General features: G+C 50.8%; 15 protein-coding genes and 1 tRNA gene. 10 read left to right on the plus strand and 6 right to left on the minus strand.

Annotation, left to right across the window (positions count from 1 at the left end; genetic code table 11):
* Positions 1-55: 55 nt before the first annotated feature.
* On the plus strand, positions 56-3,214 hold the full coding sequence (locus KGZ93_02540) for a cation-transporting P-type ATPase (GenBank protein ID MBS3908503.1): 3,159 nt from the start codon (positions 56-58) through the stop codon (positions 3,212-3,214).
* Positions 3,215-3,253: 39 nt separating this feature from the next.
* On the plus strand, positions 3,254-4,456 hold the full coding sequence (gene metK, locus KGZ93_02545; GenBank protein MBS3908504.1) for a methionine adenosyltransferase: 1,203 nt from the start codon (positions 3,254-3,256) through the stop codon (positions 4,454-4,456).
* A gap of 59 nt (positions 4,457-4,515) precedes the next feature.
* Here the strand turns inward: metK and KGZ93_02550 are convergent, their stop codons facing one another.
* Entirely contained in the window at positions 4,516-4,887 is a 372-nt protein-coding gene (locus tag KGZ93_02550) for a heavy-metal-associated domain-containing protein (GenBank protein ID MBS3908505.1), read from the minus strand.
* A gap of 405 nt (positions 4,888-5,292) precedes the next feature.
* Positions 5,293-5,592, minus strand: a complete 300-nt coding sequence (locus KGZ93_02555; GenBank protein ID MBS3908506.1) for a DUF5132 domain-containing protein — start codon at positions 5,590-5,592, stop codon at positions 5,293-5,295.
* 353 nt (positions 5,593-5,945) lie between these two features.
* On the opposite strand from KGZ93_02555, the gene KGZ93_02560 reads away from it, so the two are divergent.
* On the plus strand, positions 5,946-6,431 hold the full coding sequence (locus tag KGZ93_02560) for a DUF4397 domain-containing protein (protein MBS3908507.1): 486 nt from the start codon (positions 5,946-5,948) through the stop codon (positions 6,429-6,431).
* A gap of 431 nt (positions 6,432-6,862) precedes the next feature.
* Entirely contained in the window at positions 6,863-7,891 is a 1,029-nt protein-coding gene (locus KGZ93_02565; GenBank protein ID MBS3908508.1) for a phosphate ABC transporter substrate-binding protein, read from the plus strand.
* A gap of 1,178 nt (positions 7,892-9,069) precedes the next feature.
* Here KGZ93_02565 and KGZ93_02570 read toward each other — a convergent pair.
* On the minus strand, positions 9,070-9,267 hold the full coding sequence (locus KGZ93_02570) for a type II toxin-antitoxin system VapB family antitoxin (GenBank protein MBS3908509.1): 198 nt from the start codon (positions 9,265-9,267) through the stop codon (positions 9,070-9,072).
* A gap of 642 nt (positions 9,268-9,909) precedes the next feature.
* Between KGZ93_02570 and KGZ93_02575 the strand changes: the two genes are divergently transcribed.
* Both KGZ93_02575 and KGZ93_02580 read left to right on the plus strand, forming a co-directional pair.
* On the plus strand, positions 9,910-10,158 hold the full coding sequence (locus KGZ93_02575; protein MBS3908510.1) for a ribbon-helix-helix protein, CopG family: 249 nt from the start codon (positions 9,910-9,912) through the stop codon (positions 10,156-10,158).
* Complete coding sequence (locus tag KGZ93_02580; GenBank protein MBS3908511.1) at positions 10,158-10,565, plus strand: putative toxin-antitoxin system toxin component, PIN family; 408 nt, start codon at positions 10,158-10,160, stop codon at positions 10,563-10,565. The genes KGZ93_02575 and KGZ93_02580 overlap by 1 nt, the downstream gene beginning before the upstream one ends.
* 108 nt (positions 10,566-10,673) lie before the next feature.
* Here the strand turns inward: KGZ93_02580 and KGZ93_02585 are convergent.
* Positions 10,674-10,745: transfer RNA gene (locus KGZ93_02585), tRNA-Gln, on the minus strand.
* Positions 10,746-11,325: 580 nt separating this feature from the next.
* Here KGZ93_02585 and KGZ93_02590 point away from each other — a divergent pair.
* Entirely contained in the window at positions 11,326-11,718 is a 393-nt protein-coding gene (locus KGZ93_02590; GenBank protein MBS3908512.1) for an ATP-binding protein, read from the plus strand.
* Positions 11,719-11,869: 151 nt separating this feature from the next.
* Entirely contained in the window at positions 11,870-12,079 is a 210-nt protein-coding gene (locus KGZ93_02595) for a hypothetical protein (protein MBS3908513.1), read from the plus strand.
* A gap of 120 nt (positions 12,080-12,199) precedes the next feature.
* Here the strand turns inward: KGZ93_02595 and pstB are convergent, their stop codons facing one another.
* Complete coding sequence (gene pstB, locus KGZ93_02600) at positions 12,200-12,976, minus strand: phosphate ABC transporter ATP-binding protein (protein ID MBS3908514.1); 777 nt, start codon at positions 12,974-12,976, stop codon at positions 12,200-12,202.
* Positions 12,977-13,443: 467 nt separating this feature from the next.
* Between pstB and KGZ93_02605 the strand changes: the two genes are divergently transcribed.
* Positions 13,444-13,911 carry a phosphate-starvation-inducible PsiE family protein gene (locus KGZ93_02605; GenBank protein ID MBS3908515.1) on the plus strand — a complete coding sequence of 156 codons (468 nt, stop codon included), beginning with the start codon at positions 13,444-13,446 and terminating at the stop codon, positions 13,909-13,911.
* On the opposite strand, the gene KGZ93_02610 is transcribed toward KGZ93_02605, so the two are convergent.
* Positions 13,884-14,327 carry an arsenate reductase ArsC gene (locus KGZ93_02610; protein ID MBS3908516.1) on the minus strand — a complete coding sequence of 148 codons (444 nt, stop codon included), beginning with the start codon at positions 14,325-14,327 and terminating at the stop codon, positions 13,884-13,886. The two genes, KGZ93_02605 and KGZ93_02610, sit on opposite strands and share 28 nt — an antisense overlap.
* Positions 14,328-14,846: 519 nt before the next feature.
* Between KGZ93_02610 and KGZ93_02615 the strand changes: the two genes are divergently transcribed.
* The coding region (locus KGZ93_02615) for a response regulator transcription factor (GenBank protein MBS3908517.1) at positions 14,847-15,505 on the plus strand (659 nt) is incomplete at its 3' end.

Raw genomic sequence — 15,505 nt, forward strand, 5'->3', positions numbered from 1 at the left:
AGCAATCAGTAAGATATAAAGCATATTAAGACCACAAAGGAGCGAGCGAGACGGTGTGGTAAACATAATCCACTCGGCCGTGAGAGGGAGGGTTCGGTGTAAAATCGAAGGGCTGTACCACTCCGAACCCCTTAAGCGGTATATCGAGTTTCGGTTGAAAGACAACAACGGAATAAGCCGGGTGTCCGCAAGCGAATTGACCGGTAAAGTGCTTGTGCTGTACAACCCGGAACACAGCCACCGGCAAATCGCCTCATATATTAAAACAATAGTATCAGATTTCAGGAAGCTTCAAGCCCGCGCGGCACGAACCCAACCGCGCACCAGGACCGGCGAGAGCCCCTCTCGTAAGGATAAGCTTCTGAAACTTCTTCTCGGTGCCGAAGAGCAAAGAGACGAGCCATGGCACCTTATGAAAAAAGCGGACGTGCTACAACTGTTCGGCGCCGATAAGCGAACGGGCCTGACCAGTGACGAAGCGCGCAAGCTCTTTCACAAGCACGGCCCTAACGTCTTACCCGAATCGCTTCCCCGCCCAAGACTTGGCATATTCCTCGATCAGTTCAAGTCGTTCCCCGTCGCCCTCTTGGGTGTCGCCGCCGGCGTTTCCGTCTTAACCGGAGGGATGGCCGACGCGCTCGTGATTCTCGGCGTCGTAGCCCTCAATGCATTAATCGGCTACGTAACGGAGTCGCAGGCCGAAAGGACTATCTATTCGTTAAAACGACTCGCCAACCCCTCCGCGCTTGTCATTAGAGATGCCAAGCAAACAGAGCTGCACGCGGAAGAAGTCATTCCCGGCGACATCCTGGTCCTCAAGCCGGGAAGCTACGTCGCGGCGGATGCCCGGCTGATAAACGCGGAGCACCTCAGCGCGGACGAGTCGGCCCTCACCGGAGAGAGCATGCCGGCCGCAAAAATAACTACCGTCGTGCCAATTAGACAAAAGGCCGTGCCGGCAAATCGCCATGCGCTGTCGAACACGGGAAACAACGTCGGTTCCGGCATTCCCCTTGCCGACAGGTCGAACATGGTCTATATGGGCACCCTTATCACGGGAGGCCAAGGACTTGCTGTTGCTGTCGCAACCGGTGGGCATACGGAGATAGGTAAGATACAGGCTCTCGCCCAAGAGGTAAAAGCGCCCGAGACCCCCATCGAACGCCAGTTGAGCACGATAGGGACACAGCTCGCGCTACTAAGCGGCGCTATCTGTGCCGGCGTGTTTGTGCTCGGAATTCAAACTTACGGTGCCCTTCAAATGCTTAAAACGTCGATATCACTGGCGGTCGCGGCGGTCCCCGAGGGTCTCCCCACCGTCGCCGTCACGACACTGGCCCTCGGTGTTCGCAACATGAGGAGCCACAAAGCCATTATTCGACGTCTTGATGTGGTGGAGACCCTTGGCTCGGTACAGACGATCTGCCTCGACAAGACGGGAACGCTTACCGAGAATAAGATGTCCGTCGTCTCCGTCTTCGCGGGTATGCGCCGCATGCGGGTATCCAACGGCGCTCTTAGCAGCAACGGTGAGTCGATATGCGTGCGTGGGCAGAGAGAGCTTCTCCACCTCGTTCAGGTCTCGGCGCTCTGCAACGAAAGCCGGGTGAGCAAGGAAGGCGGCGACACGGTGGTCAGTGGCACTCCGACAGAAAACTCCCTTGTCTACCTTGCGATGAACGTGAACGTCGATGTCGTACGCCTTCGAAAGCGCTTGCCGGCTAAAAAGATCATCTACCGGTCCGAGACCCGCAACTTCATGGTCACTGTTCATAAGGCCAGGGGCGCGCGACAAACGACCGTTGCGGTAAAAGGAAGCCCGACCGAGGTGCTGTCGCGTTGTGCGTGGTATATGAAAGACGGCGTAAAGCTGGCCCTCTCAGATGAGGAGCGCCTTGTCATAACAGTAGAGAACGAGCGTATGTCCGGCGCGGCGTTGCGCGTTCTTGGCATGGCGTATGCCACATATAACGGCGAGTTCTCATACGGTGAAGATGTCGGTGATATCGCTCGCGACCTCGTCTGGCTTGGCCTTGTCGGCATGGCTGACCCCATAAGAGAAGGCGTCAAAGAAGCGATAGGCATGTTTCACAGAGCCGGAATCGATACCGTGATGATTACCGGCGATCAGAGTCTCACGGCCTATGCGGTCGCCAAGAAGTTGCGCCTCAATGGGGGCGAGCAAATCGAGATACTCGATTCGACGCGCATCGACGAGATCGACCCCGCAGTGTTGTCCGCGCTCGCCGACAAGGTGCGCGTATTCGCGCGGGTAAGCCCCGCGCACAAGCTGCAGATCGTCCAGGCCATGCAGGGTGCGGGAAAAGTCGTGGCCATGACCGGTGACGGGATCAACGATGCGCCGGCGCTCAAAGCGGCCGATATCGGTATCGCAATGGGCCATACCGGTACCGACGTGGCGCGTGAAGTCGCCGACGTGGTGCTCGAAGACGACCGGCTCGAGACGATGATCATCGCCGTTAGCCAGGGAAGGACGATCTATAGCAACATAAGAAAATCTATCCGTTTTCTCTTGGCGACGAACCTGAGTGAGATCTTTGTCACTTTCCTTGCCCTGGTGGCGCGGCTCGGCCAACCACTCAGCGCAATGCAGTTGCTATGGATAAACCTCATGTCGGATGTGGCGCCCGGTATCGCCCTTGCCCTCGAGTCACCGGAGCCCGATGTCTTAGACAAGCCGCCGCGAGACCCGAATGAACCGCTTCTTAAAAGGTCGGATATGCGACGTATCTTCTTCGAGTCGGCCGTTCTTTCGATCGGCGCGCTTGGGGCGTATGGATACGGTATCGCTCGCTACGGCATAGGCGGACTAGCGAGCACGCTTGCATTTATGAGCCTCACCACGGGACAGCTTCTTCACGCAATAAGTTCTCGCTCGGAGACGCATAGTATCTTTGATAGGTTCGAGGCTGACGGCGTGAGCCCCTTGCAGCCAAACAGATACCTTAACGGCGCCCTAGCCGGGTCGCTCGTCCTACAGGCGCTCACACTTTTAACTCCGGGATTAAGAAGCCTGCTTGGAATAACGCGTATGTCAGCGGTCGATGGGGCCGTCGTCCTAAGCAGTGCGTTGTTGCCGCTCGCCGTAAACGAGGGCACAAAAAGGTTGGGCGATAAAGGACGCGCGGGGATGGTTCCGGTAGTAAAGAAAACCCCTTCGCGGTTACAGGGCCGGGTCTTGAGTCCGGCGTAAAAGATATGAAAAAGAACAAGATAGGTGGAGGAGCAACACGTGAAAACGGAGTTTATGTTTACCTCTGAGTCGGTAACCGAAGGTCATCCCGATAAGCTCTGCGACACCATCAGCGATGCTATCGTGGACCACTTCCTCAAGCAAGACCCTCACTCGAGGATTATCGCGGAGTGCGCCGTCTCTACGGCAATCGTGTTTATCGCCGCACGGTTTTTGTCGGAAGCAAGCGTAGACTTCCCGAATGTCGCGCGCAAAGTCATCAACCAGATTGGCTATGACCGCCCCGACTTTAACGGCAACACCGCAAGCATCATTACCAGCTTAAGAGAGCTTCCTGAGCGCGAACGATATACCTTCAACGAGTGGGAACTCACCGAACAAGATATCAATCGCATCGTAGCGAAAAACCAGGTCACGGTATTCGGTTATGCGTGCACCCAAACCCCCGCCCTGCTCCCCATGCCCATATGGCTCGCGCACCGGCTTGTAAGGAGGCTTTCCAAGGTAAGGCACGAGGGGGTCCTGCCCTACCTCGCCCCTGACGGCAAGAGCCAGGTGGGTGTGGAGTTTAAAGGGCGAACACCGCGAAGGATCCACAGCATCACCCTCGTGGTAAGCCAGAATAAATCGCCATCAAAGGGTGGGCCCGATTCGGAGACGCTCTCGCGCGACATTATCGAAACGGTAATAAGCCCGGTCTTCGAGGGCGAGCAGATCGCGCCCGATAAGAGAACGCGCATCTTCATAAACCCTGAAGGACCTTACGTAAATGGCGGCCCCTCCGTTCACGCCGGGCTTACCGGGAGAAAGAACGCTATCGATACATACGGTGAGTACTCACGGCACAGCGGGGCGGCTTTGAGCGGCAAAGACCCTATGAGAATCGATCGGGTGGGCGCCTATGTAGCGCGGTACGCCGCGAAAAACGTCGTTGCGGCGGGCCTCGCCGAAGAGTGTGAGGTTCAGCTCAGTTATTCGATCTGCCTTGTGCGCCCCGTCAGTATTCAAGTCGAGACCTTTGGTACGGCTAAAATCGCCGATGAGAAGATCGCGGAACTCATCGAGGAGCATTTCGATTTCCGCCTCGCCGGTATCGTGAGAGCGTTCAACTTGCGACACCTGCCCGCAACTACCAAAGGTGGGTTCTACAAAAAGCTGGCGGCATACGGCCAGATGGGGAGAGTGGACATGGACATCCCGTGGGAACGTACCGATAAGGCAGAGGCGCTTATGAAAGCGTAAGCTTAACAACTTAACAACTTAGCAAGCGCCCTGTGGCAAAGGAAGTAACGGGGTGTCCCCTATTTCAACATCGCCAGCAGTACCGACGCCGAGTTTCCTACCGCCCTATCTACGAAAGCCCCGGCGACCTGCTTGCCGATAAACGTCCCCGCCTTCGAGGCCATTGTACAGATGTACTGGTCGTTTGTGACGGCCTTCGAGAGGTCGAAGTGGCCGGCGCGCTGTAGAATATGGACTATCTCCTTCGGCGTTGTGACTCCCGGGTCGTAGTTGACGACTATGCTTCCCGTTACCATGTTGATAGTAGTCGAGCTTACCCCCGGTACCGACCTTAGCAACTCCTTAACCTCGGCGGCGGCTCTTTGGCTTCCCTTCAGCGAGGGTGTCTTTATCCGTAGCCGTCCCGACACGTTATGTATGTAATAACTCATCTACTATCCTCCCACACTATCCGCCTACGTAAGAATCCGCTCATCAACAGAACACAGCCTTTCACTCCTGGACCAAGAGCTTTACCTGCCACATCTGCGACATCTGCGACACAGCCCGCGCTCGATAGCACAGTCGATAGCACAGCGCTTGACTCCTTACGCCAATCCTACGACATATCGGCTCAATAAGGGTTAAAGTTTTCTTAATGTATTGTAAAAGTTTTGTTAACCAGGGGATTGCCCCAACCTGAACAGCGGAGATAAGCTATTTAACCATATCGCTGGAGATGAATTAGAAGGATGATTCCGGTGAGAGTCCGCTCGCGCAAATCGCACGCTAAAACGTAACACCCTCTTTAAGGGTGTTCACGCTTAGATGTGTGCACTTTGTACGTTGTGTGGATTTTAAGAGGGTTGCGGGCTTGCCTTGACCTGACCCTTAGTGATAACAGCGGCGCTTTCGCCACCCTCGCCAAGTTCCGCTCTCGCCTCGGCTACCAGGTCCTCCGCGGTCTCCACGGTTTCCGCAACGACCCCTCTGCCCATATCATACAGAACGATGCCGCCCTTGATAGCCGCCTTGGCGACCGGCTTTACAACGCTTGCGACAATCGGTACCACAACCGGTGCCAAAATCACCACTCCCAGACCTATCGCCGCGCCCGTCACTGTATTCCCTTTAAGAATATCTCCGATGTCGGCCATCTCTCGTCACCCCCAATCTTCTCTCGGCTCTTGTGGTTATGATACCCCTTAAGGGGATGTTCAAATACGATTATTGTTAAAAAATTGTTACATTTTTGTTACATATGCGTTTGCGGCTTGAATTAGGTTTAATTTAATGCGTTAAGGATAATTGTTTAGTATGGGGCCCAATGTCCACCAGGAGCCACGCCGTTCGGAGCCGGTCGAATATATAGCACCTTTACGATATTAGGCCGGCATCGTACAGTTCTGATTTGCCTGGTGCCTAAATATGCAAATCAACCGAACGAGGTATCTCATTACGCTTTACATGATAAAACAGGTACCTGGCCGGCCACGAGGAGGAGTTTTAGATGGCAAAGAAAAGGGCTGCCGCAAACAAGCCCGCGGAGGAACAAGAAGCCAAAAAAGCTAAAGAGGAGAAACAAGAGGCCCAGAAAAAAGCGGAGGAGAAGCTAGGCGCAGAGGAGATCGAGGTAGAAGAGTTAGAGGTGGGCCCGAGAGAAGAGGAAAAGAAAGTCGACGAGCCAAAGGCGGAGAATGCTTTCGTCCGTGTAATTCATTCAAGCCCGGGCGCGCCGAACATTAATGTGCTCATCGACGATGTTGAGGCCATAAGCGATCTCGGCTATATTCATACGACTGAATATATGGGGGCAAAGCCGGGTACGCGCATGATAACGGTCAACCTCACCGACGGGAGCACGATTTTTGGGCCCGCCGAGACAGATTTAGAAAACGAGATGTATTACACCATGGTCGTGACCGGCCTTGCGAGTGGCGAGCCACCCCTCGGACTGGTCATATATGAGGATAAGTTAGCGGAAACGTCCGCCTAGTCAGCTGGTTGTCAACACAAGGCCTTTAACAATACAAAGCCTGTTGATCGCGGATCAGCGAATAATCGCATTAGTTGCTGCTTCGCGTGGTTTTTTACTTAGCCGGCCTGCAAAGTCGGCGCGTTTAAGGAGGCATATATGTACGAGGGAGGCGGCCGGAAATCCTTGGAGACTGCGCTACTCCCGTGCTCCCCTTACTTTTAACATCAAAATAACATTTCTTTAACCAATGTTTCGGAAACGACTGATACACTATCCCTGGTTCAACGGAACTCTATTGCGGGTGCGGCTTTAAATGTACGAGAGTTCTCCAACCAAACAGTGGTGCTCGGACAAGCACTCATTGCTCAGAACCACGTCTCAAGCAATAGGGCGAATCGGGCGCCGTAAGCGCCGGGTAATGAGTGCGACAAAACAGGAGGTGTTTCCTAATGCAATTAGCAAGACGCAACAAGGCAATCGTTCTTCTGCTTATCACAACCCTGCTAGTAGCCGTAACCTTAGCGACTGTGGCTCCAAACATCGCGTTAGCGCACAAGGACAAGAAACCGAAAAAAGTCATAAAGGTCGCGGGAAAAATCATCAAGGTTGAGACCAAAACCGTCAGGCAAGGCAGCCGGACGAAGATAATAAAGATCGTTCGCACGACCGAGAAAGTAGGCGACAAAACCGTTATCACCATAACAAGGACAATTATTAAGGATGATAAGCCGAAGCCGCCCAAGGACGCTCTGGAAGGAAAGATTTTAATTAGCGGCTCATCGACGGTCAAGCCTATCGCCGATGATTTGGCGAGGTCGTTTGTGGATAAGCACAAGCGCGTTAGAATTCAGATTAAAGCCAATGGTTCCAACGTAGGCATCCAGGAAGTCTCCGCCGGTAAGGTCGATATCGGCATGATATCGCGTGATATCAGGCCTGAAGAAACAGCGGCCGGCCTAGCGGCTACAAAGCTCGGCCAAGATGTTGTCGCAATATATGTAAACTCGAATAATCCAGTCAATTCGTTTACGAAAGACCAGGTCACGAAGGTCTACAACGGAACGATAACAAACTGGCAGACATTCGGAGGCAAAAACGCGCCGATTCTACCGATGGGATTCAATTCGACCGCGGGCACCTACGATTACTTCATGAAGACCTTCATGGGCGGTCAAACATTGTCAAGCGCTGTGAGAGCATTCGGTACTAACCTTGGGGTTCGCCGTTCGGTAGCCGCCACCGACACAGCAGTCGGATACGCGTCGCTCGCATTTGACAACAAAAGGGTGAGGCCCGTATTTATCGATGGCGTAGCGCCGACCTACGGCAACGCAAGGGCCGGAAAGTACCCGTATGTTAGAAACCTCAACTTCGTGACGAAGAGTCCGGCGAGCAAAGCGACGAACGAGTTCATCAAATTCACACTCAGCAATGAAGGTAAGCGAATCATGCAAAAGCATAACCTTATTATTGAGTAACGGTGCGCGGATAATCCAATAATGAACCTTTCTATAAAAAGAGGACGGGGATTAACATTAAGTCTCCCATGGCCTGCTTGGTCCTTAGGGTATATAGGGTCTTTACCTCCGTCCCCAGCTAACCGTAGCTACAGGTAGCTACAGGGACGTAGCTACCTGTAGCTACGGTTACTCATGCTAAAAATTAGTAGTAGCGGAATTTTCTTCAGATCAAAAGGCATCCGTAACTTCCGTAGCAACGTCCCCTCCATTAGTAATTGGTAGTAATTAATTGTAGGCCATGCTATTTTAGTCTGGAGCCATATTGTGGTAATTACCCATAGGAGAAATTCATGAAAGCGATCATCTTGGCATTAGTAGCGATACTGACCATACTCGCTATCGGATGCAACGGCACCACGGCCAAAATCGGCGAAATGCCTTCCGGCGGTACTTGAAACGAAAATAAGACCTATCTCCAGGGTGGAGTCGACCGATACAAAGCAGAGTTCGGCACATATCCGGCGACTGTGGAAGAGCTGCTGAAAGAAAAGGACGGTAAGGGTCCATTTGTCGAAGGCATCCCCGCATGTCCGTCCAACAGCGATTATGCGATAATAGACGGTATTGTACGAGAAGTGCCAAGGCAATAAGGCGAAAAACCTAAGAACACACACCTACATGACCCTTCAGGTTCTTCGAGGGGTCATATTCCTTTGAATGCTTGGATGTCGATCGCGGCATATCTTTAAGCGCTTTTAGCCTCTTGTTCTCATCTCTAAGCCTTGCACATTGGTTCAAGGATTCATCTAGTTGATGCTGTAATTCCTCATCGTCTTTCATAAAAAAACCAGATCGAGTCGTGAAGATTCTGTACTTAGTTTCTTGTCTAACGTCCATAGCGGCACTCCGGTCAAGGCAGCCGACGCAAGCAGGTTCATGTCGACATATCCCAAACCTTTTCCCATTAAACTATGAGCGTCGATAAATTGCATAACCTCTTCGTGATCAGCCTGTACGGCGCATGGAAGTGTTTGAATTAGTGATATAATCTCCGATCTGTTTTTAAGATTTCCGCATGCTAGCTCGCCTATAATAAATGGATGACAAAGAACACGGTCATCGTCTAGCAGCGTTTCTAAACCTGAGTTTCCGTATCGAAGATGCGCAACCCATACCGACGTATCGACAAGAACCATTTATGCGCCTTCCGCCCGTCTTCTCGATATCGGCTTCAGGTTCTTTTCGGTTCCTCCCATTTTTGCAAGCCTCTTGCCGCTTTCTCTTGCTATAAGAGCTTCAAGCCCTAGGTGAACCAATGAAGTTTTTTCCTTGATACCGGTTATCTTTCTTGCTTTTTCAAGTAGTTCGTCGTTTATATTAAGAGTAGTCCTCATCTTTTTTCCTCCCATAATACTCAATATCATATGTATTAATATGCATTATTAATCTTCTTATATCAATATCTTTTCGACAATTATGCGTGAAATTACAGTCCATAATCTTAAATCTCTTAATTTGTGGTTATCAATGATAATGCGGAAGAGCCTCGGTCACCTGTTACAAAAATCCTACTGAAATTATATAGCCATGTCGTAGCGAGCGGAATACCGGAGTGCGAAAGTTTTACTTTTGTGAAAACTATCCATCAAAATGATAAAATTGTTCGAATCCTTCCAGGGTCAAAATTTTCAGAAGTTGAAAAACGGCTTGTCAAAACCATGATCGAGGGGGTCGTAAGTTTGCTGCCCGTCGAATGTGATACTTTCGTGCTTTGGGCTATCTGGCGGTTAGATAACCCAATAGCCTTTAGTCTTAACACTTCTTTAAATTTTCGCATGGATAACCTTTTCTTTGGCATTTTGCCCTCCTAAAACTGTAATTATTACAGTATATGGAAGGCTCCTTCTTGTTATCCAGGCGTCATTTATTGCTTCGCACGCGAAGCGGTTGCCTATATTGTGTAAAAATGCAGTTGATTTAAGCCGATTATGAGGTAAAATAATAGTATTACTAAGTATTAACAGATGGAGGTGATTATGTTGGGAAGAACAACAAAAGTCTTATCCTTCTCCCTTCCACCGGAGACGGCGGACAAAATAGCAGACATGGCAAAGAAAGAGCGTCGCTCTAAAAGCGAGCTTTTGCGTGAAATGGTTCATGTTTATGAGGAGCGTCAAGCCGAAGAAGAATGGCAAGATCTTTTCGCATTCGGTGAAAAGACGGCAAAGCGCTTTGGTATTAAAAACGAGGATGAGCTGTTCAAGATTCTTAGCGGGACTGCGTAATGCTAAGAGTGGTTTTTGATTCTAATGTCTATATATCAGCGCTTCTTTTTGATGGCCCACCAAGACAAGTATTAGAGCTTGCCTTAAAGCACCGGGTGATTCTCGTTGTCTCTGATGATATCATCAATGAGACCGCCGGTAAGCTTCGGGAGAAGTTTTTCTGGCCGGAGCACCGAATTCAGCAATTTGTGCGACAGACCAGCAGACTTGCTGAGCTTTACAATCCGAAAGCAAAGATTAAAGTCATCAAGGATGAGCCGGATAACAGAGTGCTAGAATGCGCAGTTGCCGGAAAAGCTCATCTTATTATTTCGGGTGATAATCACCTGCTAAAACTTAAAGTTTACAAAACCATCCCAATTCAGAAGCCAAAATATCTAACATATCTTATGGAGCAAAAGGACTAAAGATATGAACTGTTTAATCTATCTTCGAGTATCAAACTGATTTTGGGTGCTTTATCTTGCGCTTTAGTGCAAAAAAAAGCCCCACTAGGATAGTGAGGCAAACAATCGCTGGGGCGGAAGGATTCGAACCTACGATAACCGGTACCAAAAACCGGTGCCTTACCACTTGGCCACGCCCCAATATTAATAAAATAAAGCTGTGCTCTCGTCACAGCTTTCGCGACAATCCAGGCTCGACCATAGCCGAACGCAGAGCCTAAAAAAATATAACATGCCGAAAAATAAAAGTCCACCCTGCCGAGACATAGCTACACGGCCTAGGGTCTGGCTTTTTTCTTCTGCTTTAACACTTCCACGAGGTGGCTGCCTCTGAGCCAAATGCCGCTGAAAATAAAGAACAGATGGACGGGTAGCACTTGAGGCAATTTATATCCCAGGGCGAACCCGATAGGCCATGCCAAGCCCGCAAGAATGAAGCAGAGCAGACCGATTTGTTTCCTGTAAGCCTTCAAAAACAGCTCCTAACTCTATTTGTCTTACGATAACATATTTCGACGCCGGCAGCTAACACTACCTGCGGTACCGAGTAACCGCTCACCCCTCTAGACGGTCTCCGGATTATCTCGCGATTATCGTTGATAGTCTCACGGCTATTGCGGGTATCTATAAAAAAACAGGCATGTTATGGATTTCTCAATCCGGCAAGATTATAATCTTATTCGCCCGCAATTATCGACGCAATGAAAGGTCGTGTGGTTTTTTGGTTCAAAAGAATTATTTCTATGTAGTCGAGAGCAAGCCTGAGAACCTTGCTCGAATTAGGGACTACTTTAAAGATATCGCGAGTACCAACAATATCGTCGACGCGGACAGCTACGACATCTTGGTTTCAATCGGCGAGGCGGCGACAAATGCGATAGAGCACGGCCGGGGCGGCGATGTGGAGGTAGATTTCGACCTCGTCAAAGACGTTCTTACCGTCTGCGTTCGCAGCAATGGAGCGTTCGTCAAAAATATCCCGCTGCCCGAAGAGGATGGCTTTAGGGGTAGAGGGATTCTGCTCATGTTGGCCCTCATGGACCAAGTCACCATCGACGAGCAGCAAGACAGCGTGACGGTCGTCATGAGTAAACATTTTAAAAGGGCGGGATAAAGAAGGCGTACCGCCAGTACACAATCAACCGATTTCAAAATTAATAGAAAAACTATTGCTTTGATAGTTTAAACAAAATATTTTTGGGAAAATTCTCAGCAGAACGGCGATACCTAACATTGACGAAGACTTGTTGCAGAAAGGAGTCATCATGAAAGGTCAGCTAGTCCGCGGCTTGTCGTTCGGAAACTTTAACGGAAAGACACTCGACGAAGTACTCGCGGGCCCAAAACGCATCGAAAATTTAGCGTTCTGTCGGCGCTGCGGCTGCAAACTCTCTCAATACCGGGACTATAATGAGGACTTCTGCTGCAGCTGTCAGCGGGCACTCAATCCCTTGTTCGGCCGCACCGCGTCATAATATTTAGACATCCGAGACTTGAGAAAAGCGATTCGCTATCGTCACACAATGGCCGGCGATACGTTCGAAACAGCCTCCCGCAAACGCGGACTTGACTGCGAAAGGCGATCCTCGCGGGCGCTATCCGAAACGACCGGTGATGTAGTCCTCGGTCTTCTTATTAGACGGCCTGGTAAATATGGTCGTGGTGTCGTCAAACTCGACCAACCTGCCGGGTGCGCCTGTCTCTTCTACCAGGAAAAACGCGGTATAGTCGGATACGCGAGCCGCTTGCTGCATATTGTGCGTGACCATGATTATCGTGTAATCTTTCTTGAGTTCGTCTATGAGGTCTTCTATTTTCTGCGTCGATATCGGGTCGAGCGCGGAGCACGGCTCGTCCATTAAGAGAAGCTCGGGCTTGATGGTCAGCGCTCTGGCGATACAGAGGCGCTGCTGCTGCCCGCCCGAGAGCTGCATAGCCGACTTGTGTAACGTGTTTTTGACCTCACCCCACAATGCCGCTCTTACCAGGCTCTCCTCGACGATACTGTCGAGGTCGCTTTTCTTTTTGACGCCATGGATTTTAGGTCCGAGCGCCAGATTCTCATAGATGCTTTTCGGAAAGGGGTTTGGCTTTTGGAAGACCATGCCTACCCGCTTGCGAAGGAGCACCGGGTCGACACCGTTATAGATATCGATGTCGTCGATGAGAACCTTGCCTTCGATATGCGTGCTCATAGATATCTCGTTCGTCCGGTTGATAATGCGCAACACGGTCGATTTTCCGCAGCCGGAGGGCCCGATAAACGCGGTGACTTTGTTCTTCTCCAGCTGAAACGACACATCTTCTATCGCCCTAAACGCGCCGTAATAGAAAGAGACGTTTTTAAACTCTACCTTTATCTTGCCTGGCATATCAAGGTTCTCCTAAAAGCCGATGTTCATCGCGATGACGAAAATATTATCAACCATTCCAATATATACAAGTTCGCGTTATTTTGCTACTCTTGCCCGACCCGACGGAAGCATCCAAAATTATGCGGGCACTGAGAACGCCGCATCCATTCTCGACATAGAGCCCGTCCAAATATCCTTCTCTGATTATTGCGCGGTAAAGAACCCGCTTGTCTTGTAGTCGATAGATTAATTCCCGCTGTCGTATTTAACAGCTTCCTTACAAATTGTTTGCGCGGGTTTAACCAATCATCCCGCGCGCCCTGCTACGGTAAGGGTGAAGCTGAAACGTCGCCACGCGGGCAGGGGTCCCCATAAATAAACCCCTGCCCATCTCGATTGCGTTTTAGTTACGTCCGAACGACACAGAAAGGAACGGAGGGGGTGATGGGATGGCAACCAATAACCACAGTTTGCATAGGAGAGGGATGTTTTTAGACAGCGCCGTGTTTAAAAAGATATTTGTGGCCGATTGCCGGAAGAAAGTCTTGATTAAATCTTATCGGTCGGTCAGCAACCTCATAATCGATGCGCTCATAATCGCGGTTCTTCTCGCCCTGGTGGCCGGGACGGTCCGGATTTTCTTGCGCTTGCCCGCCACGTTAAGCCAGGGTTATCTCTCCGGCGTCTTTTATAACCTGCTCAACGATGTGATGGTCATCTTTATCTTCGTTGAACTCTTTCGCGTACTCTTGGATTACTTTAAGGAGGAGCGGGTCAAAATCACGTACATCGCCGATGCCACGCTGGTCTTTACCTTCAAAGAGATCTGGATTCGTTTCACGCAACCCGATTTCGAGCCCGCTAAGATACTGGCTATGGGCGCCACCATGTTGGCCGTCGCGACGGTTCGCACCCTCGCGGTCATCTACTCTCCCGACCGCGCGAGGGAATAAAGCGCGCCGGGTAATGTTTCGATAAATGCTTTGACCTCGTCCCGAACCCGGCGAAAGGCCCCCGTAATCTCCTCTTCGCTCCCCCGCGCCTGGGCCGGATCGTCAAAGCTTACATGGACAACGGTCGCTCGCCCATAAAATAACGGGCATCGCTCACGCGCACTATCGCAGACGGTAACAACGAAATCGAAGGCCGCGTCTGTGAACTCATCGACATGCTTCGACCGCCGCGTCGAGATATCGACACCCGACTCAGCCATAACCCGTACCGCGTAAGGGTTAAGCCCATGCGCCTCGACACCGGCCGAATACGCCTCGAGAACGTCGCCTTTTAAGTATCGCGCCCAACCCTCGGCCATCTGGCTGCGCGCGGAATTGCCGGTGCAGAGAAAGAGGACTTTGAGTTTCGAGTTCATGTTTTCAATAACCCCGCTTTAGGATTCATGTTTACATTATGCCATAACAGCCAAACAACGATTACGCGCCGGCTACGCGCCGTCGTCCGCACAACGAATAGCGCAATCGAGAAAGCAGCCTGGGACGTTGGGCTGCTTTCTCCGAGAGCAAAAGGCTGACCCAAGGAGGGCCTTATGTGGGGTCTATCACCTTTAATATAGCGGAGTCGGCAGCCCTGTTGGTTAAAGATTTGCAAACAAATTGTAATTATATTGTTAAAGCGTCCCTTTCAAGGTCAGGATTTTCTCGCCGACCGACAGAGTTAAAGAATATTTTACAAAGATGAAACCCATATTTAACCATTTTGATACATATAAATACAATGATATTTAAAAATGTTAAATTATTTTGCCGGAGGTTTATCTCAATTATTCAATTTCGGCTTCGAGTAACAAGTAACAGGCTGCGTGGGGCGCTTTGATAATTGTAAATTACCGGCGAGTACCTTACTATAGAACCGAAAGGATTTGTGAGTACAGATGGCCCATATTCTCGTAATAGAAGACGACCCGCTCATACGGGAGACATTAGAATATAGCCTTAGGGGCGCCGGATTTACCGTGAGCGCGGCCGAAAACGGAATACACGGCCTTTCCAAGGTAAAAGAAAACCCACCGGACCTTGTCCTTCTCGACCTCCTCTTGCCTGAAATCGACGGCTTTGAGGTCTGCGAGAACATCCGCTCTTTCAATGAGGATATCCCCGTCATCATGATAACCGCGCTCGACGACCGGCAGAGCAAGCTCAAAGGCTTCAGCCTCGGCGCCGACGACTACATCACAAAGCCTTTCAGTGTCGAGGAGCTGGTTGCGCGCATCAACGCGAACCTGAAGCGCGCGCATAAGCTCAATAACCAGCCGACCATAATCGAACTGGGAGACATCAAAATCGACCCGGCCAAACACTCGGTCGCCGTCGACGGCAACGAGATCTCGCTTCGCCTTAAAGAGTTCCAACTACTTCACGTGCTCGCCTCAAAGCCCGGTGTCCTGTTCACACGTCACGATTTGGCGGCGCGCGTGTGGGGCCATGAGTTTTACTCGTCGAGCCGCACCATCGACGTGCACATAAGGCGCATCCGCAACAAAATCGAAGAGCACTCGCGCTTTTCCTTTATACAGACCGTACACGGCCTCGG

This window comes from Actinomycetota bacterium (assembly GCA_018333515.1).
GTDB lineage: Bacteria > Actinomycetota > Aquicultoria > Aquicultorales > Aquicultoraceae > Aquicultor.

Coding starts and splice junctions, on each gene's coding strand:
- KGZ93_02575 (MBS3908510.1), top strand. CDS start 9,910: ATGTTGGGAAGAACAACAAAAGTCTTATCCTTCTCCCTTCCACCGGAG.
- KGZ93_02570 (MBS3908509.1), bottom strand. CDS start 9,267: ATGAGGACTACTCTTAATATAAACGACGAACTACTTGAAAAAGCAAGA.
- KGZ93_02580 (MBS3908511.1), top strand. CDS start 10,158: ATGCTAAGAGTGGTTTTTGATTCTAATGTCTATATATCAGCGCTTCTT.
- pstB (MBS3908514.1), bottom strand. CDS start 12,976: ATGCCAGGCAAGATAAAGGTAGAGTTTAAAAACGTCTCTTTCTATTAC.
- KGZ93_02555 (MBS3908506.1), bottom strand. CDS start 5,592: ATGGCCGACATCGGAGATATTCTTAAAGGGAATACAGTGACGGGCGCG.
- KGZ93_02550 (MBS3908505.1), bottom strand. CDS start 4,887: ATGAGTTATTACATACATAACGTGTCGGGACGGCTACGGATAAAGACA.
- KGZ93_02605 (MBS3908515.1), top strand. CDS start 13,444: ATGTTTTTAGACAGCGCCGTGTTTAAAAAGATATTTGTGGCCGATTGC.
- KGZ93_02610 (MBS3908516.1), bottom strand. CDS start 14,327: ATGAACTCGAAACTCAAAGTCCTCTTTCTCTGCACCGGCAATTCCGCG.
- KGZ93_02565 (MBS3908508.1), top strand. CDS start 6,863: ATGCAATTAGCAAGACGCAACAAGGCAATCGTTCTTCTGCTTATCACA.
- KGZ93_02595 (MBS3908513.1), top strand. CDS start 11,870: ATGAAAGGTCAGCTAGTCCGCGGCTTGTCGTTCGGAAACTTTAACGGA.
- KGZ93_02560 (MBS3908507.1), top strand. CDS start 5,946: ATGGCAAAGAAAAGGGCTGCCGCAAACAAGCCCGCGGAGGAACAAGAA.